At 67.8% G+C, this 24,374-nt stretch carries 23 protein-coding genes and 2 pseudogenes; 8 read left to right on the top strand and 17 right to left on the bottom strand.

The features are described 5' to 3' along the window. Positions 1 to 777: an HpcH/HpaI aldolase/citrate lyase family protein gene (locus JGR78_RS15890; RefSeq protein WP_182790942.1), complete on the bottom strand. Its 777-nt coding sequence runs from the start codon at positions 775 to 777 to the stop codon at positions 1 to 3. A 181-nt stretch (positions 778 to 958) separates the two neighbouring features. Between JGR78_RS15890 and JGR78_RS15885 the strand changes: the two genes are divergently transcribed. Further along, on the top strand, positions 959 to 1,483 hold the full coding sequence (locus JGR78_RS15885; protein WP_182790943.1) for a fasciclin domain-containing protein: 525 nt from the start codon (positions 959 to 961) through the stop codon (positions 1,481 to 1,483). A 79-nt stretch (positions 1,484 to 1,562) separates the two neighbouring features. Here the strand turns inward: JGR78_RS15885 and JGR78_RS15880 are convergent. Then, positions 1,563 to 3,527: pseudogene (locus tag JGR78_RS15880) on the bottom strand (methylmalonyl-CoA mutase family protein); the annotation flags it as partial. Between the two features lie 231 nt (positions 3,528 to 3,758). Between JGR78_RS15880 and ccrA the strand changes: the two are divergent. Beyond that, the gene (gene ccrA, locus JGR78_RS15875) at positions 3,759 to 5,051 is read left to right on the top strand and encodes a crotonyl-CoA carboxylase/reductase (protein WP_182803511.1); all 1,293 of its coding nucleotides are present in this window, start codon (positions 3,759 to 3,761) and stop codon (positions 5,049 to 5,051) included. Beyond that, positions 5,044 to 5,931 (top strand): FRG domain-containing protein, encoded by an 888-nt coding sequence (locus JGR78_RS15870; protein ID WP_182803426.1) that lies wholly within the window; start codon positions 5,044 to 5,046, stop codon positions 5,929 to 5,931. The genes ccrA and JGR78_RS15870 overlap by 8 nt, the downstream gene beginning before the upstream one ends. Positions 5,932 to 6,011: 80 nt before the next feature. Here the strand turns inward: JGR78_RS15870 and JGR78_RS15865 are convergent, their stop codons facing one another. Beyond that, positions 6,012 to 6,569 (bottom strand): lipocalin family protein, encoded by a 558-nt coding sequence (locus JGR78_RS15865; protein ID WP_182803428.1) that lies wholly within the window; start codon positions 6,567 to 6,569, stop codon positions 6,012 to 6,014. Between the two features lie 71 nt (positions 6,570 to 6,640). Next, the gene (locus JGR78_RS15860; RefSeq protein WP_182803527.1) at positions 6,641 to 6,949 is read right to left on the bottom strand and encodes a hypothetical protein; all 309 of its coding nucleotides are present in this window, start codon (positions 6,947 to 6,949) and stop codon (positions 6,641 to 6,643) included. A 136-nt stretch (positions 6,950 to 7,085) separates the two neighbouring features. On the opposite strand from JGR78_RS15860, the gene JGR78_RS15855 reads away from it, so the two are divergent. Further along, positions 7,086 to 8,636, top strand: coding sequence for an ATP-dependent RecD-like DNA helicase (locus JGR78_RS15855; protein WP_182803430.1), 1,551 nt, complete (start codon positions 7,086 to 7,088; stop codon positions 8,634 to 8,636). 60 nt (positions 8,637 to 8,696) lie between these two features. Here JGR78_RS15855 and JGR78_RS15850 read toward each other — a convergent pair whose 3' ends face one another. Further along, positions 8,697 to 9,509 carry an EcsC family protein gene (locus JGR78_RS15850; RefSeq protein ID WP_182803432.1) on the bottom strand — a complete coding sequence of 271 codons (813 nt, stop codon included), beginning with the start codon at positions 9,507 to 9,509 and terminating at the stop codon, positions 8,697 to 8,699. Positions 9,510 to 9,606: 97 nt separating this feature from the next. After that, a pseudogene (locus JGR78_RS15845) lies at positions 9,607 to 10,089 on the bottom strand (GNAT family N-acetyltransferase); the annotation flags it as partial. A 134-nt stretch (positions 10,090 to 10,223) separates the two neighbouring features. Here JGR78_RS15845 and JGR78_RS15840 point away from each other — a divergent pair. Together JGR78_RS15840 and JGR78_RS15835 are read left to right on the top strand one after the other, a co-directional pair. Further along, positions 10,224 to 10,823, top strand: coding sequence for a flavin reductase family protein (locus tag JGR78_RS15840; RefSeq protein WP_182790951.1), 600 nt, complete (start codon positions 10,224 to 10,226; stop codon positions 10,821 to 10,823). Next, positions 10,820 to 11,359, top strand: a complete 540-nt coding sequence (locus JGR78_RS15835) for an adenine phosphoribosyltransferase (protein WP_182790952.1) — start codon at positions 10,820 to 10,822, stop codon at positions 11,357 to 11,359. The genes JGR78_RS15840 and JGR78_RS15835 overlap by 4 nt, the downstream gene beginning before the upstream one ends. Here JGR78_RS15835 and JGR78_RS15830 read toward each other — a convergent pair. The 11 genes from JGR78_RS15830 to coxB form a co-directional block, all read right to left on the bottom strand. Then, on the bottom strand, positions 11,329 to 11,781 hold the full coding sequence (locus tag JGR78_RS15830; protein ID WP_182790953.1) for a PACE efflux transporter: 453 nt from the start codon (positions 11,779 to 11,781) through the stop codon (positions 11,329 to 11,331). The genes JGR78_RS15835 and JGR78_RS15830 overlap by 31 nt on opposite strands. A 93-nt stretch (positions 11,782 to 11,874) precedes the next feature. After that, positions 11,875 to 13,269, bottom strand: a complete 1,395-nt coding sequence (locus JGR78_RS15825; protein WP_182803437.1) for an FAD-binding oxidoreductase — start codon at positions 13,267 to 13,269, stop codon at positions 11,875 to 11,877. 93 nt (positions 13,270 to 13,362) lie between these two features. Then, positions 13,363 to 13,947: a GNAT family N-acetyltransferase gene (locus JGR78_RS15820; protein ID WP_182803439.1), complete on the bottom strand. Its 585-nt coding sequence runs from the start codon at positions 13,945 to 13,947 to the stop codon at positions 13,363 to 13,365. Next, positions 13,947 to 15,212 (bottom strand): pitrilysin family protein, encoded by a 1,266-nt coding sequence (locus JGR78_RS15815; RefSeq protein ID WP_182803441.1) that lies wholly within the window; start codon positions 15,210 to 15,212, stop codon positions 13,947 to 13,949. Before JGR78_RS15815 ends, JGR78_RS15820 begins: the two co-directional genes overlap by 1 nt. Next, on the bottom strand, positions 15,209 to 16,597 hold the full coding sequence (gene thrC / locus JGR78_RS15810; protein WP_182803443.1) for a threonine synthase: 1,389 nt from the start codon (positions 16,595 to 16,597) through the stop codon (positions 15,209 to 15,211). The genes JGR78_RS15815 and thrC overlap by 4 nt, the downstream gene beginning before the upstream one ends. A gap of 10 nt (positions 16,598 to 16,607) precedes the next feature. Then, positions 16,608 to 17,282, bottom strand: coding sequence for an SURF1 family protein (locus JGR78_RS15805; RefSeq protein WP_182790958.1), 675 nt, complete (start codon positions 17,280 to 17,282; stop codon positions 16,608 to 16,610). A gap of 91 nt (positions 17,283 to 17,373) precedes the next feature. Beyond that, positions 17,374 to 18,192: a cytochrome c oxidase subunit 3 gene (locus JGR78_RS15800; protein ID WP_182791103.1), complete on the bottom strand. Its 819-nt coding sequence runs from the start codon at positions 18,190 to 18,192 to the stop codon at positions 17,374 to 17,376. A 33-nt stretch (positions 18,193 to 18,225) separates the two neighbouring features. After that, a complete protein-coding gene (locus JGR78_RS15795) occupies positions 18,226 to 18,807 on the bottom strand; it encodes a cytochrome c oxidase assembly protein (protein ID WP_182803445.1) in 582 nt (193 codons plus the stop codon). Then, entirely contained in the window at positions 18,804 to 19,070 is a 267-nt protein-coding gene (locus tag JGR78_RS15790; protein ID WP_182790960.1) for a hypothetical protein, read from the bottom strand. Before JGR78_RS15790 ends, JGR78_RS15795 begins: the two co-directional genes overlap by 4 nt. Next, positions 19,070 to 20,002, bottom strand: coding sequence for a heme o synthase (gene cyoE, locus JGR78_RS15785; protein ID WP_234450787.1), 933 nt, complete (start codon positions 20,000 to 20,002; stop codon positions 19,070 to 19,072). The genes JGR78_RS15790 and cyoE overlap by 1 nt, the downstream gene beginning before the upstream one ends. Before the next feature lie 5 nt (positions 20,003 to 20,007). Beyond that, positions 20,008 to 20,886, bottom strand: a complete 879-nt coding sequence (gene coxB / locus JGR78_RS15780; protein WP_370576360.1) for a cytochrome c oxidase subunit II — start codon at positions 20,884 to 20,886, stop codon at positions 20,008 to 20,010. 195 nt (positions 20,887 to 21,081) lie between these two features. On the opposite strand from coxB, the gene tldD reads away from it, so the two are divergent. Together tldD and dprA are read left to right on the top strand one after the other, a co-directional pair. Next, positions 21,082 to 22,500 carry a metalloprotease TldD gene (gene tldD, locus JGR78_RS15775; RefSeq protein WP_182790961.1) on the top strand — a complete coding sequence of 473 codons (1,419 nt, stop codon included), beginning with the start codon at positions 21,082 to 21,084 and terminating at the stop codon, positions 22,498 to 22,500. Positions 22,501 to 22,562: 62 nt separating this feature from the next. Beyond that, entirely contained in the window at positions 22,563 to 23,918 is a 1,356-nt protein-coding gene (gene dprA, locus JGR78_RS15770) for a DNA-processing protein DprA (RefSeq protein ID WP_234450786.1), read from the top strand. Positions 23,919 to 24,374: the final 456 nt, after the last annotated feature.

The raw sequence follows: 24,374 nt of genomic DNA, 5'->3' as shown, positions 1-24,374 counted from the left end.
TTACGGCTTCAGCGCCAGCCCGCGCGCGGCCGCATCGCGGATCGCGGTGGCATAGGTGGTGACGTCGATGGCGGTCGCGACAAAGCGGGCGCCGTCGGCCACGGCGTTCCGCGCATTCGCCTCGTCGGTCCAGAGGATGCCGGGCGCCTTGCCCGAAGCAGCGATCACCCGGAGCGCGGCGCGGACCGCCTGCTGCACCTCGGGGTGGTCCAACTGGCCCGGAAAGCCCATGTCGGCGGCAAGGTCCGAGGGGCCGATAAAGACGCCGTCCACGCCCTCGACTGTCAGGATCCCGTCCAGGGCGGCAAGGCCCGCGCGGGTTTCCACCTGCACCCCCAGCCAGATCTGCGCATCCGCCGTGGCAAGGTAGTCCGGGATCGCGGAAAAGCCCGAGGCCCGCGCCAGCGCCGCCCCCACCCCGCGGTTGCCGTTCGGCGCATAACGGGTGGCGCGGACCAGTTGCACGGCCTGCGCGGCGCTTTCGACCATGGGGATCAGCAGCGACTGAGCGCCGATGTCGAGCGCCTGCTTGATCGCCCAGGTCTCTCCCATCGGCAGGCGCACCACGGGGGCGCTGCCGGACGCCTCGACCACCCGCAGTTGCGCGAGGATCGAGCGGAGGTCGTTCGGCGCGTGTTCCCCGTCGATCAGCAGCCAGTCGAAGCCGGCGGTGGCGGTGATCTCGGCGGCATAGGCGTCGGCCAGCCCGACCCAGGCGCCGATCAGGGTCTCTCCGGCCGCAAGGCGGGATTTGAAGCGGTTCTCGGGGGCGGGCATGTGCAGGCTCCGGTCTGTGCGGGGGCAGAGTGGGGAAGGCGCGGCGCTTGTGCAAGCGGGTGGCCGGGGCGGCCGGGCGGCGCGGGGTTCACGCGCAAGTGATGGCAACAAATGTGAGCGTGCAGAGTTGGTCGGCACTATCCTGTAACACCTGTAACAATCCATCCCAGGAGACAGCCCGATGACCTTCGCAAGAACTTCCGCCGCTGCCGCCCTTTTCGCCCTTGGTGCAAGCGTGGCCTTTGCCCAGACCGCCCCGGCGACCGTTGTCGATGTCGCGGTAGGGTCGCCCGATCACACCACGCTGGTGCAGGCCGTGACCGCTGCCGGACTTGCCGAGACGCTGCAGGGCGCCGGTCCCTTCACCGTCTTCGCGCCGACGAACGCGGCCTTCGCGGCGCTGCCCGCGGGCGCGCTGGATGACCTGCTCAAGCCCGAGAACAAGGACCAGCTTGTTGCCGTGCTGGGCTGCCACGTCGTCGAGGCCAAGGCCATGGCCGCCGACGTGGCGCAGATGATCGCCAACGGGAACGGCACGGCCACGGTCCCCGCGCTGGGCGGCTGCAGCCTGACGGCCACGGAATCGGGCGGCACCGTGACGATTGCCAGCCCCGGCGGCACTTCGGCCACCGTGGCGACGGCCGACCTTGAGGCCGGGAACGGCGTCGTCCATGTCATCGACGGGGTGCTGCTGCCGGCCTCGTGACCGGAACTTCCGCTGTCCGGGAAGCCTGCCGACCCGGCAACTCAGGGGGCGCCTCTCGCGCCCCCTTTTTTCATGGCGGTCAGGCCGCCTGCGCCTCAGGGTCGACCAGCGCGACCAGGTCCATCATGATCCGGTTCAGCTCGAAGTCCTTGGGGGTGTAGACGCGGGTCACGCCCATCTCGGCCAGCCGCTTGGCGTCGTCGTCGGGGATGATGCCGCCGACGATCACCGGGATGTGGCCCAGACCCGCCGCCCGCATCCGGTCCATCACGTCGCGGACCAGCGGCAGGTGGCTGCCCGAGAGGATCGAGAGGCCGACCACATGGGCGTCCTGTTCGCGGGCGGCGGCCACGATCTGTTCCGGCGTCAGGCGGATGCCGTCATAGGTGATGTCGATGCCGCAGTCCCTTGCACGGAAGGCGATCTGCTCGGCCCCGTTGGAATGGCCGTCGAGACCGGGCTTGCCGACCACGAACTTCATCCGGCGTCCGAGGCGGGTGCTGACGGCGTCCACCGCCTCGCGGATCGGCTCCAGCCCCTCGGTGCGGTTGGAGGGGTTCGGGGATACGCCGGTCGGGCCGCGGTATTCGCCGTGGACCTGCCGCATGACGCCTGCCCATTCGCCGGTTGTCGCGCCTGCCTTCGCCGCGGCGATGGAGGCGGGCATGACGTTGCGGCCGGCCTGCGCGTCTTCGCGCAGGCGCGACAGGGCGGCCTCGACGGCCGCAGTGTCGCGATCCTGCCGCCATTGGTTCAGCCGGGCGATCTGGTCCTGTTCCACCGCCGGATCGACGACCATGATGCCGCCGTCGCCTGCGGTCAGCGGCGAGGGCTCGCCCTGCTGCCAGCGGTTCACGCCGACCACGACCGTCTCGCCGTCCTCGACCCGGTTCAGCCGCGCGGCGTTCGATTCGACCAGCCGCCCCTTCATGTAGTCGATGGCGGCGATGGCGCCGCCCATTTCGTCCAGCAGCTTCAGTTCCGCGCGGGCTCCGTCCTTGAGTTCCTCGACCTTGGCCGCGACGGCCGGATTGCCGTCGAAGAGATCGCCGTATTCCAGCAGGTCGGTTTCATAGGCCATGATCTGCTGCATCCTCAGCGACCATTGCTGGTCCCAGGGGCGCGGCAGGCCCAGCGCCTCGTTCCACGCCGGAAGCTGGACCGCGCGGGCGCGGGCGTTCTTGGACAGCGTGACGGCCAGCATCTCGATCAGGATGCGGTAGACGTTGTTTTCCGGCTGCTGTTCCGTCAGGCCGAGGCTATTCACCTGCACGCCATAGCGGAAGCGGCGGTATTTCTCCTCCTCGATGCCGTAGCGGTCGCGGCAGATCTCGTCCCAAAGCTCGGTGAAGGCGCGCATCTTGCAGAGTTCGGTGACAAAGCGGATGCCCGCGTTCACGAAGAAGCTGATGCGGCCGACCATCGCCGGGAAATCCGCGGGCGCGACCTTGCCCTTGAGGTCGTCCAGCACCGCGATCCCCGTCGCCAGCGCATAGGCGAGTTCCTGTTCCGGCGTCGCCCCGGCTTCCTGCAGGTGATAGGAACAGACGTTCATCGGGTTCCACTTGGGCAGGTGCTGCGCCGTATAGGCCGCAACATCCGTGATCATCCGCAGCGACGGCTTGGGCGGGCAGATATAGGTGCCGCGCGACAGGTATTCCTTGATGATGTCGTTCTGGACGGTCCCCTGAAGCTTGGACACGTCCGCCCCCTGTTCCTCGGCAACCGCGACATAGAGCGACAGCAGCCACGGGGCGGTGGCGTTGATCGTCATCGAGGTGTTCATCTGTTCCAGCGGAATGGCGTCGAACAGCGCCCGCATGTCCCCCAGATGGCCGACGGGGACGCCGACCTTGCCGACCTCGCCCCGCGCCAGCACGTGGTCGCTGTCATAGCCCGTCTGGGTGGGCAGGTCGAAGGCCACCGACAGGCCGGTCTGCCCCTTGGACAGGTTGTTGCGGTATAGCTCGTTCGACTTGGCGGCGGTGGAATGGCCGGCATAGGTGCGGAACAGCCAGGGTTTGTCCTTCTGGGCCATGCGGCGCCCCTTATGAAAGAATCTGTCGCTTGGGGCGAGTTAAGGGACAGGATGCTGCGCCGTCAACTCGCCGCAGTGCGGCACAAGGCCAACGCAGGCCCTGAAAGATTGTTTCGCCTGCCAGACATATTGTTGCGTCACTTTCCGCTGCATCTATTGCAATGTTGCTTGGCCGCGCATAGCACTCGACTCGCAAGCCCGGCTTCTGCGCTGCGGCATGAACGCGAGGAGATCATGATGGCCCTGGACGCCCCGTCCGCGATCGCCCCCTACGACGCGCCGATCAAGGACCTGTACGAAATCGGCGAGATGCCGCCCCTCGGCCATGCGCCGAAACAGATGTATGCCTGGGCGATCCGTCGCGAACGCCAGGGCGAACCAGACCAGGCCATGCAGCTTGAGGTCGTCGACACCCCCACCATCGACAGCAACGAGGTGCTGGTCCTGGTGATGGCGGCAGGCGTCAACTACAACGGCATCTGGGCTGGTCTTGGCGTTCCGATCAGCATGTTCGACGTCCACAAGCAGCCTTATCACATCGCGGGGTCCGACGCCTCGGGGATCGTCTGGGCGGTCGGCGACAAGGTCCGCAACTGGAAGGTGGGCGACGAGGTCGTCATCCATTGCAACCAGGACGACGGCAACGACGAGGAATGCAACGGCGGCGACCCGATGTATTCCCCCACCCAGCGCATCTGGGGCTACGAGACGCCGGACGGCAGCTTCGCCCAGTTCACCCGCGTCCAGGCCCAGCAACTGATGCCGCGCCCCAAGCACCTGACCTGGGAGGAATCGGCCTGCTACACCCTGACGCTGGCCACGGCCTACCGGATGCTGTTCGGGCACGAGCCGCATGAGTTGAAGCCCGGCATGAACGTGCTGGTCTGGGGGGCTTCGGGCGGCCTCGGGTCCTATGCGATCCAGTTGATCAACGCAGCGGGGGCGAATGCCATCGGCGTGATCTCGGACGAGGACAAGCGCGAGTTCGTCATGGGCCTCGGGGCCAAGGGCGTCCTGAATCGCAAGGACTTCAACTGCTGGGGGGCGCTGCCGAAGGTCGGATCCGACGAATACAAGGACTGGTTCAACGAGGTCCGCAAGTTCGGCAAGGCCATCTGGGACATCACCGGCAAGGGCCAGAACGTCGACATCGTCTTTGAACATCCCGGCGAATCGACCTTCCCGGTGTCGGTCTTCGTCTGCAAGAAGGGCGGCATGGTGGTGATCTGCGCCGGCACCACCGGCTTCAACTGCACCTTCGACGTGCGCTACATGTGGATGCACCAGAAGCGCCTGCAGGGATCGCACTTCGCCCATCTGAAGCAGGCGGCGGCGGCCAACAGGCTGATGCTGGAACGCCGGCTCGACCCCTGCATGTCCGAGGTCTTCCCCTGGGCCGAGATCCCGCAGGCGCATGTGAAGATGCTGCGCAACGAACACAAGCCGGGCAACATGGCGGTGCTGGTGCAGGCCCCGCGCACGGGCCTGCGGACCTTCGAGGACGCGCTGGAAGCAAGGGAAAATGGTTGACTCCGAAACGGTCCCCAAGGGCCGGCAGATCAGCAGCGTTGGCGACCTTATCGCTTGGGTCAAGGACGTGAAAGGCTGTCCCCTGTTTGAAAAGGCAGGGGAGGTTTGCTATCGCGGCCATGAGGACGCCGCATTTTCGCTGCTGCCGTCCGTCCAGCGCAGCCTGCGCGCTGACGCGGAACAGAACATCATCAGCGAACTGCTGCTGTATTCAAGCGATGCGTTCCTGTCGGACCGCACCATGTTCGAAAAACTGGTACGTGCGCAGCATTACGCGCTGCCGACACGATTGCTGGATGTGACCATGAATCCGCTTGTCGGGGCCTATTTCAGCCTTGGGACCGACGACCGGACGGATGGCCAATTGTATATGTTCGGCTTCGCCCCGGACAGGATCAAATATCCCGACAGCGACTCGGTTGCGCTGATCTGCAACATCGCCCGTCTCACCAGCAAGGAACGAGAGGATCTGCGCAATGCCTGTAGTCAGGTCAAAAGCGACGATCCGGCGGAGGTAGAGAAGTTCCGCAGTCACAAGTCCATGCGCCGGCTGCTTCATTTCGTGCGCGATGAAAAGCCGGCGTTTGAGGATCGCGTCGAACCAAAGGATCTGACGACCTATTACTTGGTCAGGGCCAAGCAGAGCAATCGCCGCATCATTGCACAAAGCGGGGCGTTCATCGCGTCGGGGCTCAATTCCTACCAAAGGGTCGGCGGCAGTTCGACATTCCCAAGGGCCGAAGCCATCATCTCAAAGGAGGCCAAGCCGGACCTTCGCCGCGAACTAGAACTGTTTGCCATAAACCACCGGACCATGTTCCCTGACCTAGAAGACGTGGCTAGGCATATCGCGCGCAAGTGGAAGGTCGAAAGCATCTGATCCGATAACCGCAAGATAAGGATCGGCGCCAGCGAATCTTGGCGCCGATCTTGGGCATTGCAGCCTTCTCCCGTGAAGGATTACTGGCCGGGCTGGTAGCTCTGCGGCGGCTGCGCGGTGTCGGTCAGTTGCGACACGTCGAGGCCCGTTTCAGCCAGCGCCGCCTCGGCCTGCTGGCGGGTCTCGGCGTCGATCTGCGGCTCACGCGCGAGAATCCAGCCGATCGGGCCTTCGGGCGACTGGACGGCCGCCCATTGGTATTGCCCGTCCTCGATGTCGCTGGCGGCGGCCACGACATAGTTCACGCCCTGGCTTTCCTCACCGACCGAGAACGAGACGTTCAGGGTGTTGAAGTTGTTGTTCACCACCTCGGCCTCGCCGGTGATGCCCTGAGTCTCGCCACCCTCGGCATCACAGCGGTTCGTGACCTTGACGGTGGCCTCATCGATCAGCTCGTAGGTCGCGGTCACGCCGCCCGCGCACATCTCTTGGAAGGGGGCGGGGGTGCGGGCGATCTCGTACCATGTGCCGACATAGGCCTGCGGGTCGATCTCGGTCGCGGCGGTGGTGCCGGCGTCCTGCGCGAAGGCGGGTGCGGTCATCAGCAGCGATGCGGCAAGGCCGAGGGTGAATCTCATCTGGGATCTCCTGTGTGGTGTGGCGGGACAACGCGGGCAGTCCCGCATCGTTCAGACACGCGGTCTCACGATCAGTAGTTGCCGGGCGGGTCGCTGGCGGGGAAGGATTCGTCCGCCTGCTCGTCCACGCGGTCCCAGCCGCGGCGCGGGCGGTCGCGCATCGATTCTGGTCCCGCATCGCGGACGAATCCGGGGGCGCAGAGTTCATCGGTGCCTTCCGCCACCTTGGGGTGGATGGCCGCCATGCCATCGGGGACGCGCCTGGACGACGAACTGCGCGGCCGGGTGTCGCGCAGGAACGAGAACGCCAGCGCGGCGATCCCCGCCAGCGCCAGCAGCGGCAGCAGCGGGTCGGGGCGGTGATGATGCCGGTATCTCATGGAATATCCTTTCCTGTTGGTGGCGGCGCGCGGGGGCGTCTTCAGCCGCTCAACGCCCTGACCCGGCGCTGGGTCCGTCGCGGCGAAAATTGCCGCCGGGCGTGGCGGTGCGCCGCCGGTGCCGCTAGGATGCGGCATGGAACTTTCCCCGGCCTCCCCCACCCTGCCCGCCTTCTCGCCTGATCAGGCTGAGGCATGGGATGCGCTGTCCGGGGCGCTGACGAGCGCGGGCATCGACCTTCTGTCCGAGGAACTGGCGCCCGCTCAGGGGGGCAAGGGCCGGGTGATGGCGGTGCTGGGCAAGGCGGGATCGGGCAAGACGCTGCTGCTGGCGGAGCTGACCCGCGCGCTGGCGGCGCTGGGCGTGCAGATAGTCAGCGGGGATTACGAGGGCAAGCGGAAGAAGGACGCCCGCACCGTCGCAGTGCTGGCGCCGACGAACAAGGCGGCCTTCGTGCTGCGCACGCGCGGGGTGCCCGCGACGACGATCCACCGCATCCTTTACACGCCCGTCTATGACCCGGAATACGAGCGGCTGGCCGAGTGGCTGACCGGCACCGGCGAGCGTCCCCGGATCGAGGGGCTGACCGACGAGGCGCTGGACCGGGCGCTGCTGTTCTTCCAGCAGCACGGGTCCATCCCCGGCGCTCTGGCGACGGCGGGTCTGCGCGGGTCGGATTTCATCCAGGGCTGGAAGCGGCGCGAGGACCCGCTGGACGTCGGGCTGATCGACGAGGCGTCCATGCTGGACGAGCGCCAGTTCGACGACCTGCGCGAAATCTTTCCCCTGCTGGTCCTGTTCGGGGACCCGGCGCAGTTGGCCCCGGTGGGCCAGTCGGGCGAGATGGTGTTCGACCGGCTGGCGGCGTCGCAGAAGCTGGTGCTGCACCGCATCCACCGGCAGGCGGACGACAGCCCGATCCTTGATCTGGCACACGCGCTGTCCGATCCAGCCGTCGATTTCCCGGCCTTCGAGCGGCTGGTGCGCGAGGCTGCCGCCAGCGATCCGCGCGTGGTCTGGGCGGAACGGATGGACGCCGACCTGATGGCCCGCAGCCCGGCGCTGGTCTGGCGCAACGCGACGCGGGTGCGGCTGATCACCGCCTTCCGCGCCGCCCACGGCGCGCCCGGCGATCTGCTGCTGCCGGGGGAACCCCTGGTCTGTGACGGGCTTGAACTGCCGCTGAAGCACCGCAAGAAGCGCATCGACCTTGAGGCGCGCGGCCTCATCAAGGGCGCGCAGGTGATCTATCTGGGACCGGGCAAGAAGCCCGGCTTTTCGCGCCTGCACGTCATCGGCACGCCCGAGCCGCGGCTTTCGGCGGCCAGCATCGTCAAGATCGAGACGCCGGATGTCGAGGAGCCCTTCATCCCCTTCGCCGCCCGCATGGGCGCGACCTTCCTGCATGGCGCGGCGGTGACGATCCACAAGGCGCAGGGGTCGCAATGGCCCGAGGTGCAGGTCTTCGGCCCCGATCTCTCCGCCGCCGCCTGGTCGAACCGGATCGAGGCCGGGCTGCCGCTGTGGAAGCGGCTGGCCTATGTGGCGATCACGCGGGCGCAGGAGCGGCTGTTCTGGGTCACGCGGGCGGCCTTGGCGCGTCCCAGGGTGGGGCTGTCGGTGGATGACCTGACGGTCGAGGCGGCGCCTTTGGAACTGGCGGCCCCAGAGTCCGAGGCGGAGTGAAGGGTTGCACCGCCGGAGCCTCCGGTGGGGATATTTAGGGCCGAAAGATGCGGCTTGGCGTCAGGCCTTGCGGGTCTTGGCGCCCCGGTCTGCCTGAAGCTGCTCGATGCGGTCGCGCAAACGCTCGGTCAGCGCCTCGCGGGGCAGGCCGGTTTCCTGCGCAAGACGCAGGACGCCGAAATGGACGCGGGCCACTTCCTGATAGTAGCCGGCGAAGGCGAAGTTGATCGAGGCGCCGGCCATTGCGCCGAAGACGGGCGTGGCCTGCGCCGCGAGCTTCTGGCCGAGCACCAGCGACAGGCGCGGCGCGATGCGGGCGATGAGGCCCTGCACGGTCTGGCCGGTGATCGAGAGCTTGGCGGCCAGCAGGCCGAGGTCGGTGCCGTCGTCCTCGGACATGGGACCGGCGGCGGCGAAGACGCGCAGCGCCTCCATCCGCACCTCGTCGCTGTCGGGATCGAGGCCATGCTCGGCGGCGATCTCGAGGATCGCGCGCAAGAGCATCGTCACCGTCAGCGGCAGTTCGACCACCGCGCCCGGCAGGCCCGCCATGCCGCCCGCTGCCCCCGAGACGGTCGAGGCCAGCCGGTTGAACCAGTCGCCCCGGTCGCGGACATAGCGGCGCGATTGCGTGGCCGCGTCAAAGGCGCGGTTCAGCGCCGCCAGCGTGATCCGGTCCATCCGCTTGCGGACAAAGCCCGGCAGCCGGTCGATCAGTCCCTGCGCGCTGCCCCCGACCGAGGCGAGCATCTCCATGACCAAGCCGCCCGCCTCGACATAGCGGCGAGCGAGCTTGTCGATCTGGACATGGACGGACGGATCATCGATCGGCGGCAGAATGGCTTGGCGCGAGGTGATGCTGGTCGCGGGCATGGGGATCGTCCTTCGTAACCTCAACCTCGGAACAGGAGGAGAGCAGATCGGGGTCGTCGATTTCGGCAAGGCCGGCCAGCACCTCGGGCCGGGTCTCGCGCGTCACCGCGCCCCGCACACCAACCCATGCGCCGGGGCGGAGTTCCAGACCCAGCACCCGGTCGGGGTTGGTGGGGGGCGGCATTTCCACATGATCGAGTTTCGAGAAGCCGAAGCGGCCGTAATAGGGCGCGTCGCCGACCAGCATCGCGCGTTCCCAGCCCATGGCAGCGGCGCGGGACAGGCTTTCACGCATCAGGAACGCGCCCAGCCCCTCGCCCTGCGCGGTCGGATGGACGGCGACGGGGCCGAGCAGCAGGACGGGGCGGCCGCCTACTCGGACGGGCCAGTAGCGGATGGCGGCGACCATCGATTCGTCCGGGTCGCCTGCCCGCATGGTCAGGCAAAGCTCGGGCACCGGGGGCACGCCGTCGCGCAGTCGGTAGGAGGACAGCGCCGTGCGGCCGGGCCCAAAACACAGGTCCAGCAGCGTCTCGACCTCGGGGGTGTCGGCGGCGGTTTCGGGGCACAGCGTGTACATCGGACCTCATCGCCGCCAGTCGCCGCGGCCTTAGCATCGACCCACGGGGGGTGAAAGAAACAAAGCCGTGCAAGCGGTTGCCCATGGCGGCGGGCGTGTTCATATGGCCGCGCCACAGCAGCAAGGGCCCGGCCATGTTCTATCGACCCGAGGCGGGCCACGGCCTGCCGCACAACCCCTTCAACGCCATCATCGCGCCGCGGCCCATCGGCTGGATTTCAACCCGCGGGCGGCAGGGGGATAACCTCGCGCCCTATTCCTTCTTCAACGCCACGGCCTACGTTCCGCCGCAGGTGATGTTCGCCTCGACCGGCGCCAAGGGGGACCGACCCGGCACCAAGGACAGCGTGGCGCAGATCGCCGAAAGCCGCGTCTTCTGCGTCAACATCGCCGACGCGCCGCTGAAAGAAGCGATGAACGCGAGTTCGGCCCACCTGCCCGCCGGGACAAGCGAGTTCAAGGCGGCGGGCCTGACCGCCGTCCCCTGCGAGACCATCGAGTGCCCGCGCGTGGCGGAAGCGGCGGCGAGCCTTGAATGCCGGGCGACCCGGATCATCCGGCTGGCGGGCGAGTCGAACCACATGGTGCTGGGCGTCGTCACCGGCATCCACCTGCGCGACGACTGCCTGGTGGACGGGCGGTTCGACCTGACCCGCTCGGGCTGGCTTTCGCGAATGGGCTACCGCGATTACGCGGTCGTCACCGAGTTGTTCGAGATGGAGCGTCCGGCATGAACCGGCAGAAAAGCGTCAAGGATTACATCCGCACCATCGTGGATTTCCCGCACGAGGGGATCCTGTTCCGCGACGTGACGACGCTGTTCGCCGACGCCCGCGGCTTCCGCATCTGCGTGGACCAGTTGCTGTCCCCTTACGCGGGCATCCCCATCGACAAGGTCGTGGGGCTTGAGGCGCGCGGCTTCATCCTCGGCGGGGCGGTGGCGCATCAACTGACCACCGGCTTCGTGCCGATCAGGAAAAAGGGCAAGCTGCCCGGCGCGGTCATCAGCCAGGCCTATGCGCTGGAATACGGCGAGGCGGTGATGGAGATCCACGACGACGCGCTGCGTGCAGGCGAGCGGGTGCTGATCGTGGACGACCTGCTGGCCACCGGCGGCACCGCCAGCGCCGCCATCGAGCTGTGCCGCCGCTTAGGGGCCGAGGTCGTGGGTGCGGCCTTCGTCATCGACCTGCCCGAATTGGGCGGACGGCAGGTGATCGAGGCCATGGGCGTCGAGGTTCACGCTCTTTGCGAGTTCGAGGGGGTCTGAGCCGCGCGCATCTCGGGCAAGGGGAAGATCCGGTCATAGGCCCAGTTGAAGGCGTAGCCGTAGATCAGGTAGAAGATCACGATCCCGATGTCGAACAGGAATGCCTGCCACAGCGTCCCCCCCAGCATCCAGGCGATGAAGGGCAGCAGGATGACCAGCAGGCCCAGTTCAAACAGCAGCGCGTGCAGCGCCCGGATCGGATGGGTCTTCACCACGCTGCCGCGCAGCCGCAGCATCGCGCGGTCGAACATCCAGTTGTAGACGAAGACCCAAGCCGTCGCCACCAGCGACGAGACAACGCCGATCACGCCAAGGGCCTGGACGTCGAAGCCGGTCAGCAGCGCGCCGCCTCCGATCAGAAAGATGAGGCCGATCACTTCGAACAGGATGGCGTGGCGGATACGGTCGGCGGTGGTGCGCATGGGGATCGGTTCCTTTGCGGGCCGTCCCGAGCGCTGCCCATGATGGGGAAGGTCGTCCTTCGCCGTCCGATATAGGCCGGGCGGTGATGGGGATCAACTCAGCACCGCGCCGGGGTTCATGATGCCCTGCGGGTCCAGCGCGGCCTTGATCGCCCGCATGGACGACAGCTTCACCGGGTCGCCCCAGCGTTCGAGATCCGCGACCTTCAGCCGCCCGACCCCGTGTTCCGCCGAGAAGGAGCCGCCGCGTTCCACGACCATCCCGTAGATCGCCTCGGGCAGCCGGAAGCGCAGGTCGGCGTAATCGGCGCGGGTGCGGCCGGGACCGGGGAAGACGTTGTAATGCAGGTTGCCGTCGCCCAGGTGCCCGAAGCAGTTGATCCTGAGATCGCCCATCCCCGCGATCATCGCGCCCGCGTCCGCGATGAAGCGCGGGATTTCCGACAGGGGCAGGCTGATGTCATGCGAGGAAATCGCGCCGATGCGGCGGTTCGCCTCGGGCAAATGCTCGCGCAGGTTCCAGAACTCGGCGGCCTGCTGGCCGGACTGGGCAATGGCGCCGTCAAGGACAAGGCCTTCCTCCATCGCCCGGCCCAGCAGGTCTTCCACCGCCGCCTCGGGGTCCATTCCCTTGGGAAGCGACAGTTCCAGCAGCACCGACCAGGGGGCGCCGGGCAGGGGCTGGCGGATTTCGGGCAGCGTCTCGGCCACGAAGGCGAGGCTCTGACCCGAGATCAGTTCAAAGGTGGTCACGCAGCCCGCCATCATCTCCTGCGCCAGCGACAGCAGTTGCAGCGCGGCCTGCGGGTCGGGCACTTCCAGCATCGCGGTCGCCATCGCCGCCGGACGCGGCGCGAGCTTCAGCGCCGCCGCCGTGATGATCCCCAGCGTGCCCTCGGCCCCGATCAGCAGATCCCGCAGGGAATAGCCGGTGTTGTCCTTCCGCAGCCGCTTGAGGTCGCGCAGGATGGACCCGTCCGGCATCACCGCCTCGATCCCGAGGCAGAGCGCACGCGCATTGCCCCAGCGCAGGACACCCGTGCCGCCTGCGTTCGCGGCCAACACGCCGCCGATCTGCGCCGTGCCCTGGCTTGCCAGCGACAGCGGGAACTGACGGCCCGCAGCCGCTGCGGCCTCCTGCACCTGCTGCAGAGTGACGCCCGCCTCCGCCACCAGCGCATCCTCGTCCGGCCAGACATCGCGGATCGTGGTCATGCGTTCCAGCGACAAAACCAGCGGTGGAACCCCGTCGGGCATCACCGCGCCCGCGACCAGCCCGGTCCCGCCCCCGCGCGGCAGCACCGCCACCCGTGCCTCCGCGCAGGCGCGGACGATGGCCGCGACCTCCTCGACGGTGCGCGGCGCCGCCAGCAGCCCGCCCTGCCCGGCGAAATAGCCGCGCGGCTCGTCCAGATGCCGCGGCTCCAGCGGGCGGACGACGCCTGCCGGCAGGGCGGCGACCAGGCGATCATCGGCGGGGTTCAGCATGCAGTTCTCCTTTGCCCAAATATCCCGGGGGGTGAATGGGGGTGGGGCCCCATTCACACTCGCAGAGTGGCGGGGGCAGCGCCCCCATGCGCCCTATCCCGCCTCGGTCCGCCCGCGCCGGTCGGGGCGCAGATAGGAATAAAGGACGTGGTTCCGCCAGCGCCCGTTGATCTGCAGATAGGACTGCGCGACCCCTTCATACTTGAAGCCGCATTGCTCCAGCACGCCCCGGCTGGCGGTGTTCTCGGGCAGGCAGGCGGCCTCGATCCGGCTGAGGTCCATCGAACTGAAGGCATGGCCGACGACCGCCCCGATCGCCTCGCGCATGTAGCCCTGCCGGGCAAAGGGGGCGCCGATCCAATAGCCCAGCGTTCCCATCTGCGCCGGGCCGCGGCGGATGCCGTCCAGCGTGATCGCGCCCAGCAGTTCCCCGTCGTCGCGGCGCGTCAGGAACAGCGGCACCGAGGTGCCGCTGCGGCTTGCCCGCGCGGCCCAATAGACGCGGTTGGTGAAGGCGCGGCGCGACAGGTGGTCGGCGTGCCAGACGGGCTCCCACGGGGTCAGGAAGGCGCGGCTTTCGGCCCGCAGGCCGGTCCAGGCGGAGAAATCGCCATGCGCCGGCAGGCGCAGCACCATGCGCTCGGTTTCCAGCCGGGGCGCATGGCGCCGCCAGAACATCAGGCGGCGAGCCGAAGGGCCAAGGCCTCTCGCGCGGGGGCCTTGCGGACGGGACCATACAGCGCCAGCGCCGGCTGCGCCCGCGCGATCATCCGCTGCGCGTGGTCGCGCACGTCACCGGCGGTCACGGCGTCGATGCGCCGTGCGACCTCCTCGGCATCGGGCACCCGGCCCCAGATCGACAGTGCCCGGGCAATGCGTTCCGCCTGCCCCGAGGGGCTTTCCAGACCCATCAGCAGCCCGGCCTTGAGCTGCGCCTTGGCGCGCGCGACCTCGGCTTCGCCCAGATCCCCGGCGGAGCGGCGGATCTCGTCCACCGTCAGATGCGCAAGGTCAGCCACCTGATCGCCCGAGGTGCCCGCATAGATCGTCACCATCCCGGTGTCGTCGTGGAAGCCCGACTGCGCGAAGATGGAATAACACAGCCCCCGCTCCTCGCGGATCTTCTGGAACAGGCGCGAGGACATCCCGCCCCCCAGCGCATTGGTCCAAATCTGCGCGGCGTAGAAGTCGGGGTCCCGGAAGCCCGGCCCCTCGAAGGCCAGGGCGAAATGCGCCTGTTCCAGCTTCTTGACGCGGCGGGCCTCGCTGCCCTGCCAGACAGCGCCTTCGCGGGTGACGCCGACAAGCGGCTTGAGATGACCGAAGATGTCCTCGGCCTGCCGCACCAGCGCCTCGTGATCGACCGCGCCGGCAGCGGCCACGATCATCTGGCCGGGACCGTAATGCTCGCCCACGAAGCCCGCGAGGTCGTCGCGGGAGAAGGCCGAGACACGCTCGGCAGGACCAAGGATCGTGCGGCCCATGGGCTGGGCCGGATAGGCCGCTTCCTGTAGCCAGTCGAAGATCACGTCGTCGGGCGTATCGAGGCTTTGGCCGATTTCTGACAGGATCACGCCACGCTCGACCTCGATCTCGCGCGGGTCGAAGGTCGGGTTCAGAACGATGTCGCCGATCACGTCCAAGGCCAAGCCCACGTCGCCCGACAGCACGCGGGCGTAATAGGCGGTCACGTCGCGCGAGGTATAGGCGTTGATATAGCCGCCCACGTCCTCAATGGCCTCGGCGATCTGCAGGGCCGACCGGCGGGCAGTGCCCTTGAAGGCCATGTGTTCCAAGAAATGCGCGATGCCGTTCTGCTCGGCGCGTTCGTCGCGCCCGCCGGCGTTGACCCAGATGCCGACGCTGGCGGAATGCAGGCCCGGCATCAGGCGGGTGGCGACCCGCAGGCCGTTCGGAAGGGTGGTGATCTGGACGTCGTTCAAGCCATTCTCCGTTCTAGGATCAAGGACTTAAGCGCCTCGTTGTCGTTTTCAACCCGAGTGACACGCTCGGGCAGGTCGAAGAGGCGGGCCATGTGCGGCGGCAGCGGGGGCCGGATGCCGACGGCCTGTTCCACGGCATCGGGGAACTTGGCCGGATGGGCGGTCGCCAGCGTGATCATCGGGACGCCGGGCTTGCGGTGGTCATCCGCGACCCTGATGCCGACGGCGGTGTGGGGGCAGACGACCTCGCCCGTCTCGGCGCGGACGCGGGCGATGGTGGCGAGCGTCTCGGGTTCCGACACCCGGCCCGAGTTGTAGATCTCGCGCAGGTGCTGCAGCGCGCCCTGGGGGATGCCGAAGGAGCCGCCCTTCAGTTCCTGCATCAGTTGGGCCACGGCTGCACCATCGCCATTCAGCGCATAGAACAGCGCGCGCTCGAAGTTGGAACTCACCTGAATGTCCATCGAGGGCGACACGGACGGCTCGACCCGGCCGACCTCGTAGATGCCGCTCCGCATGGCGCGGTCGAGGATGTCGTTCTGGTTGGTGGCGATCACCAGCCGGTCCAGCGGCAGGCCCATCGCCTTGGCGATGGTGCCCGCGAAGATGTCACCGAAGTTGCCGGTCGGAACGGTGAAGCTGACCGGGCGGTGCGGCGCCCCCAGGCTGACCGCGCTGGTGAAGAAATAGACCACCTGCGCCAGCACCCGCGCCCAGTTGATCGAGTTGACGCCCGCCAGCCCCACGCCGTCGCGGAAGTCGTGGTCGTTGAACAGGTCCTTCAACCGCGCCTGCGCGTCGTCGAAGGTGCCGTCGATCGCCAGCGCATGGACATTGGCCTCGTCGGGCGTGGTCATCTGACGCCGCTGCACCTCGCTGACCCGGCCATGCGGGTAGAGGATGAAGACATCCACGTTGAGCAGGCCACGGAACGCCTCGATGGCGGCCGAGCCGGTGTCGCCAGAGGTCGCGCCGACGATGGTGATGCGGCGGCCTTCGCGGGCCAGCGCGATCTGGAACAACTGCCCGATCAACTGCATGGCGAAGTCCTTGAAGGCCAGCGTAGGCCCGTGGAACAGTTCCAGCAGGTGATGGCCCGGCGCAAGCTGGACCAGCGGCGCGCGGGCGGCGTGGCCAAAGCCCTGATAGGCGCGGCGAATGGCCTGGCGCAACTCGTCCTCGGAAAAGCTTTCCGCCACGAAGGGCCGCATGACGCGGAAGGCGGCTTCCTCGTAGCTGACCCCTTCCAGCGCCTTGATCTCCGCCGCGTCCATCTGCGGGATGGTCTCGGGGACATACAGCCCGCCGTCACGGGCGAGGCCGGTCATCATCGCCTCGGCAAAGGGCAGCACGGGCGCCTGCCCGCGGGTCGAGATATAGCGCATCGTCTTCCCTTCAGTCGGTCCGTCGCCGGATACGCCAGGCCAGCGCCATTGTCATCCCGAAGCAGATCAGGGCGAACAGAAACCACTGCACCGCATAGGAGAGGTGGTTGTTCGGGATGCCGCCGATGTCGAGCGGGATCGGCATTACTCCCTGCGCGTCGCCCTGCACGGCGCTGGCGACGACCAGCACCGGCTCGGTCCCCAGATGCGCGGCCATCCGCGGCACTTCGCGGGCGAACCAGATGTTGGCGGCAACGTCGGGTTCGGGAGTCGATCCGCCTTTCTCGTCCGGCCAGTGCAGGTTGCCTGCGACCGTCAACGGCACAGGCGGGCGTGCGGCATGGCGGTCGTCCTGCGGAACATAGCCACGGTCCACCATGATCCGGCGGCCGTCCGCGGTCTCGAAGGCCGAGACGATGTTGTAGCCCCCGCCTTGCTCTTTCGTGTGCGAAAGGACGAGGATCTCCTCGCCAGTGGTGCGGCCCTCTACCACCACCGGCAGGTAGCGCAGCGACGGGTCAATGGTGGCAGGCAAAGGAACCGGCGGCTGCTCGATCCCGGTCTGGATGGCGGCGAGCTGCTGGGCCTTCCATTCCATCCGCTGCAACTGCCAGACGCCCAGCGAGGCCAGCACGGCGGTCAGGGCGATCCCCGGAATCAGCAGCAGAAGCAGGCGGCGCAGCATCGAAGGTGCCCTGAGCGGATGGGGCATCAGCCCCCTGAACGGCAAAGGCGCGCGGGACCTGCCCGCGCGCCTGCTTGGCTGTGAATGGGGATCAGCGGCCCCAGACGTAGATGGCGGCGAACAGGAACAACCAGACCACGTCAACGAAGTGCCAGTACCAGGCGGCAGCCTCGAAGCCGACATGCTGGTGCTGGGTCATGTCGCCGCGGATGAAGCGGATCAGGCAGACGAAGAGGAAGATCGTCCCGATGACGACGTGGAAGCCGTGGAAGCCGGTCGCCATGTAGAAGACGCCGCCATAGGCCGTGTCCGCCAGGCCGAAGGCCGCATGGCTGTATTCATAGGCCTGCAGGGCGGTGAAGGCGACGCCCAGGATCACCGCCACGATCAGGCCTCGGATCACCGTCTTGCGGTCGTTGTCATGGACCAGCGCATGGTGCGCCCAGGTCACGGCGCAGCCCGACAGCAGCAGGATCAGCGTGTTGATGAAGGGCAGATGCCAGGGGTCGAAGGTCTGGATGCCTTCGGGCGGCCAGACGCCGTCCACAATCGGGCTCATCTCGCCCATCGGGTAAAGCGCGTGCTTGAAGAAGGCCCAGAACCAAGCGACGAAGAACATCACCTCGGAGATGATGAACAGGATGATGCCGTAGCGCAGGCCGATCTGCACGACGGGGGTATGGTCGCCGGTGTTGCCCTCATGCGTGACGTCCGCCCACCAGCCGTACATGGTGTAGATCACCAGCAGGAAGCCGACGGCGAAGACCGCCCATTCGGGCAGGCCCAGCACGCCCATGCCCTTCATCCAGAAGACGCCGCCGGTCAGCATGATGAACGCGCCGACCGCGGACAGGAACGGCCACAGGGATGGCGGCAGGATGTGATAATCGTGGTTCTTGGCGTGGGCCATGATGGCGGGCTCTCTCTGCGTCGTCATGTGCGGTCAGTTCAGGGCGGTCGCCAAGGCGCCGGTCTCGGCCCGGGCCGATTTCTGCGCGTCCTGGCGGAAGAAGGTGTAGCTGAGCGTGATGTCGCGGATATGGGCCGCGTCGCGGTTGTCCAGCATGTCGGGGCTGACGAAGAAGGTCAGCGGCATCTCGATCCGCTCGCCGGGGGCAAGCGTCTGCTCGGTGAAGCAGAAGCATTCGATCTTCTCGAAGTAGTATCCGGCGTCCGAGGGGGCGACGTTGTAGGTGGCGCTGCCCGTGACGGTTTCGTCCGAGGTGTTGACGGCCTCGTAATAGGCCATGGCCGTCTCGCCCAGACGCACCGTCATCTCGGTCTGCATCGGGCGGAAGGTCCAGCCGAGGTCCGACATGACATTGGCGTCGAAGCGCACGCGGATGGTGCGGTCCAGCACCCGGTCGGATTCCTGCGTGGCCACCTGCGTGGTGCCGGCGAAGCCCGTCACCTGGCAGAACCAGGAATAGAACGGCACCGCCACCCAGGCCAGCGCACCCATGGTCACGACGACCGCCAGCAGCCGCCAGACCACCCGCTTGTTGGCGTCGGGATGCGTGCTCATGGCCGCACCGGCGCGGGTTGCGCGTTAGGCAGGTCCGCCCCCGGCGTGCCGGGCACGGCAACGGGGTTCGCGGCAGGTCCGGGCAGCGAGGTCGGCGCAGGTGCAGCGGGGCGATGGTCGAAGCCCTGGATCATGCCGCCCTGCTGCACCTTGACGATGGACAGGGCAAAAACCAGCGTCACGAACAGCACCAGCACGATGCCAAGGCCAAGATTGCGCCCGCTGCGGCGGCGGTGCAGTTCATGTTCCGCACGAATTCCCATCACCATGTCCCCACCGTGGCCTGCAGCGCCAGCGCGGCGAAATGCAGTGCAAGATAGTACAGCGACAGCCGGAAGAAGCTCTTCTCGACGCGATAGCCGTCGGCCTGCGCCCTTTCCTCGCTCCGGCGCAGGATCTGCCAGCCGCCGTGGATGAACAGGGCGTTCAGCACCAGCGCCACCGCCATGTAGACCGGCCCGCCGATGGAGGTCAGCCCCAGCGCGACGGCGAAGGGCGCCAGCACCAGCGTATAGCCGAAGATGTGGCGGCGCGTGGCCGCGCGGCCATGCGTCACTGTCAGCATCGGCACGCCGGCCTTGTGGTAGTCCTCCTTCATGAACAGCGCCAGCGCCCAGAAATGCGGCGGTGTCCAGAAGAAGATCAGCGCGAACATCAGAACCGATTCGACCGCGATCCCGCCCGTGGCGCAGGCCCAGCCGATCATCGGCGGGAAGGCCCCCGCCGCACCGCCGATCACGATGTTCTGCGGCGTCGAGCGCTTGAGGAACACCGTGTAGATCACGGCATAGAAGAAGATCGTGAAGGCCAGGAAGGCGGCCGCGAACCAGTTGGCCGCAAGCCCCAGCATCAGCACCGCAAGGCCCGACAGGAACAGCCCGAGGCTCAACGCCTCGCCCGCCGTCACGCGGCCCGCGGGGACCGGGCGCTTGCGGGTGCGGTTCATCACCGCGTCGATGTCGGCGTCATACCACATGTTCAGCGCGCCGGACGCGCCGCCCCCCAGCGCGATGAACAGGATCGAGGCGAAAGCCACGACCGGGTTCACCGACACCGGCGCCACGTAAAGCCCGACAAAGGCGGTGAAGACCACCAGCGACATGACGCGGGGCTTCAGCAGGGCGACATAGTCGCCGAACTCGCCCTCGCCCCCTGCGGACAGGCCATGGGCCTCGTATGAACGGATGTCCGTCACGCCGATCAGTTCGCCGAAGCCAGCCGCACCGGCGCGGCAGGCAGGTGGTCAGAGGCATCGGCGGCAAAGGTCGTCTGCGCCTCGGCCAGCCAGGCGTCATAGGTTTCCTGGCTCACCGCCTTGACCACGATGGGCATGTAGGCGTGGTTGATGCCGCAGAGTTCCGAGCACTGGCCGAAATAGACGCCTTCCTGCGTCGCCTCGAACCACAGTTGCGCGATGCGGCCGGGCACGGCGTCCTGCTTCACGGCAAAGGCGGGGATGGTCCAGGAATGGATCACGTCGGTCGCCGTCACCTGCATCAGCACCGTGGCGCCGACCGGGACCACCACGGCGGTATCGGTGGCCAGCAGGTATTCATCCTCGGAATAGCCGTAATCCGCCAGTTCCTCGCGCGTCAGCATCAGCGAATCGAAGGCGATGCCGTCGTTCGGATATTCATAGGACCAGTACCACTGATGACCGACGGCCTTGATGACCACATCGGGGTCCGCCGGCATTTCCTGCGACCGGAACAGCGCCGGAAGCGAGAAGATGCCGATGGTCAGCAGAATCAGCACCGGAATCACGGTCCACAGCACCTCGACCGGGGTGTTGTGGGTGAAGCGCGCCGGCACCGGGTTCGCGCGCCGGTTGAATCGGACGATGCACCACAGAATCAGCAGGCAGACGATGGCCGTGATCACCGCGATGATCCACAGCACGAAATGATCCAGCCATTGCTGATCGGCCGCCAGCGGGCTGGAGGCCGGCTGGAAGCCGATTCCGCCCGGCTCGGGCTTGCCGATCACCGGCAGTTCGCCCAGCACGTCCTGCGCCATCGCCGCACCGCTTGCCACCAGGTTCGTTGCGGCAAAACCCGCCGCCATCAGCCCTGCCGTCATGCGGCCCCTTGCCCAGTTCGCCATTCGTCGTTTCCCGTCTTGGTCCCTGCGTCTTCCGTGGGGGTCCGGTTCATGCAACCGCGGGCGGCACCCCTTGCCGCCCCGTCGCGTCATCTTGTCACAACCACATCTACCGCCACCCGGCAAGCCATTGCTATCGACTTCATCCTAAAAAACCCCTATCTCCCGGCTGTCATGACCGATCGCTTCGACCCTTTCGCCGCCCTGATCGACCCCGACCGCGCCCTTGCCATCCTGCGCGAGGCGGTCTCGGGCGCCGACGATGGCGAGCTTTTCCTGGAACGCGCCCGCAGCGAGAGCCTCGTCTTCGACGACGGGCGGCTGCGCAGCGCGGGCTATGACGCCTCGCAGGGCTTCGGCCTGCGCGCGGTCCGGGGCGAGGTCACGGGTTACGGCCATTCCACCGACATCACCGAACCCGCCCTGCGCGACGCCGCCGCCATGGCGCGGCTTGCGGTCGGCAACGGCGGCGGCGTAATGGCGCCGCCCCCCGCCGGTCCCGGACCGCGGCTTTACACCGACGCCGATCCCGTCGGCGGGATCGAGTTCGCCGCCCGCATCGCCACCCTGCGCGACATCGACGCCTTCGCCCGCGACCTCGACCCCCGGGTGGTGCAGGTGACGGCCTCGATGGCGACCTCGTTGCAGGAGGTCGTGATCCTGCGCCCCGAGGGCGGCATCGTCACCGACACGCGCCCGATGGCGCGGCTGAACGTCTCGGTCATCGTGGAATCGAACGCCCGGCGGGAAACCGGCACGGCTGGCGGCGGCGGGCGATTCGGGCTGGCGGCGCTGATGCAGCCCGACCACTGGCAGGGGCTGGTGCGCGAGGCGCTGCGGATCGCCCAGGTCAACCTGCGATCGGTCCCCGCGCCTGCGGGCGTCATGGACGTGGTGCTGGGGCCGGGCTGGCCGGGAATCCTTCTGCACGAGGCAGTGGGCCATGGGCTGGAAGGCGACTTCAACCGCAAGAAGGCCTCGGCCTTTTCGGGACTGATGGGCCAGCGGATCGCCGCGCCCGGCGTGACTGTGGTGGACGACGGCACCCTGCCCGACCGGCGCGGGTCCATCACCGTGGATGACGAGGGCACCCCGCCCCAGCGCAACGTTCTGATCGAGGACGGGATCCTCGTGGGCTACCTGCAGGACCGGCAGAACGCCCGGCTGATGGGCGTCGCGCCGACCGGCAACGGCAGGCGGGAAAGCCATGCCCATGCGCCGATGCCGCGGATGACCAACACCATGATGGACCCTGGCAGCGATGACCCTGCCACGATCCTGTCGGGCCTGAAGGACGGCATCCATGCCGTGGGCTTCGGCGGCGGGCAGGTGGACATCACCAACGGCAAGTTCGTCTTTTCCTGCACCGAGGCCTATCGCGTCAGGAACGGCGAGGTGGGCGAACCCATCCGCGGCGCCACCCTGATCGGCGACGGGGCGACCGCCCTGCGCCAGATCCGGGCGGTCGGCAACGATCTCGCGCTTGATCCCGGCGTCGGCAACTGCGGCAAGCAGGGCCAGTGGGTGCCGGTGGGCGTGGGCCAGCCCACGCTGCTGATCGGCGGGCTGACGGTCGGCGGCTCGGCCGCCTGACGTTAACGCTTTCTTAACACCCCCATGCGATGAGTTCCCTGCGGATGAGGCAGGGACCGGTATTGCAGGCGCAATCGCTTTCTTTCAGCAACTCCTTTTCTCCGCGCGCCGCTCGGGACGATGACCTGACGGTTCTTCGCCTCATCCGTTCCCGCCGCGTCGGACCGGCGACATTCCACCGGCTTCTGGCCGAACACGGCAGCGCCGCCGCGGCGCTTGACGCCCTGCCCCGGATCGCTGCCGAGGCCGGGATCGAGGGCTACGAGATCTGCCCCGCGGGCGTGGCCCATGGCGAGCTTGTGGCGGGTGCCCGCGCGGGCGCACGGCTGATCCGCTTCGACGATCCGCTTTATCCCGCACTTCTTGCCACGATTCCCGATGCGCCGCCCGTCCTGTGGCTGAAGGGCCGTACCGAGGCGCTGGATCGCGCCTCCATCGCCGTCATCGGCGCCCGCAACGCCTCGTCGCTGGGCCTGCGGATGGCGCGCGGACTTGCGCGCGGGCTGGCCGAGGCGGGACTGACAGTGGCCGCCGGCCTGGCCCGGGGCATCGACACCGCCGCCCATGAGGCAAGCTGCGAGGCCGGCACCCTGGCCGTCATGGCGGGCGGCATCGACGTCATCTACCCGGCCGAGAATCGCGCCCTTGCCGACCGCATCCGCGAGAACGGCTGCCTGCTGACCGAGCAGCCGCCGGGGGTCGAGCCGGTCGCCCGCCATTTCCCGGCCCGCAACCGCATCGTCTCGGGCCTGTCGGCGGGCGTGGTGGTGATCGAGGCCGCGCATCGGTCTGGCAGCCTCATCACCGCCCGCTGCGGGGCCGAGCAGGGGCGCGAGATCATGGCCGTTCCGGGCCATCCGCTCGACGCCCGCGCGGCGGGTTGCAACGCCCTGATCCGCGACGGCGCGACACTGGTGCGCAATTCCGACGACGTGCTCGCGGCCCTGGCGGGCGCGGGCGGGCTGGCGGGGCTTTCCTGCGGTAAGCCGGAAGATGCAGATGGCCCTGTGCGTCGGAAAGGTCGCGCGGGGTCCGAAGGGCAAGCGCGCCGGATGGCGGGTGAGAGCGGCAGCCCTGATCAGGCAGTGGTCCGTGACGGGCCTGACCAGGGTGGCAGGGCGAATGTCACGTCCGACAGCGGCGACATTCCGCCTCGTGCCAAATCTCTGCGGAAGCCGGAAGGTAACGACTCGGATGTGGTGCAAGGTCCATCCGGGATGGCGTCCAGCGATGCTGATCGGTCATCGGACCTGCGCCATCGGCTGCTGACCCTTCTCGGCCCTTCTCCATCCGACGAGGACAGCGTCATCCGGGACATCGGCGTTTCGCCGGCGCATCTCGCCCCCACGATCCTCGACCTGGAACTGGAGGGCCGCGTCATCCGCCTGCCCGGTGGCCGCATCGCGCTGGCGACGTAAGTCTGTTGACGGAAGCCGGCCATGAATCCTGTCACCCGCGCAGTCTGACAACCGCCCGGCACGGCACGGCACGGCACGGCACGGCACGGATGAATGCCGCTTCGGTGAATAGTGGCGCAATTCACTCCCGCCTGTGGGACTCAGGGCAGCCTTCATGCGCGGTCTCGGTAGTGAGCCTGTCCCGACATTCTGTGTCCCGCGACGGGTCTTCGGGCCGGGTGTCCAAGTCGGTTATCTCGGGTGGGTGCGAATGAACAGCGCCGGATGAAGAGAACGCGCACGCGGCCCGAACAATGGTCGGGCGAGATCGGCCCGGATGGTTTTCCGGTCAGACAAGGACTGTTCGGCGATCCTTGAAAAAACCGAAAAGGAGAAGCAGCAAGTCCGCCGCAGCGGTCGCAATCCCCCGATCCCATGATCCCGGCCGGCAGCAACGACAGGATGTTTCCGGCATTC

This window comes from Paracoccus sp. MC1862 (genome assembly GCF_016617715.1).
In the GTDB taxonomy this organism is placed as follows: Bacteria; Pseudomonadota; Alphaproteobacteria; order Rhodobacterales; family Rhodobacteraceae; genus Paracoccus.
This window is presented reverse-complemented; position numbering and strand designations above follow the sequence as displayed.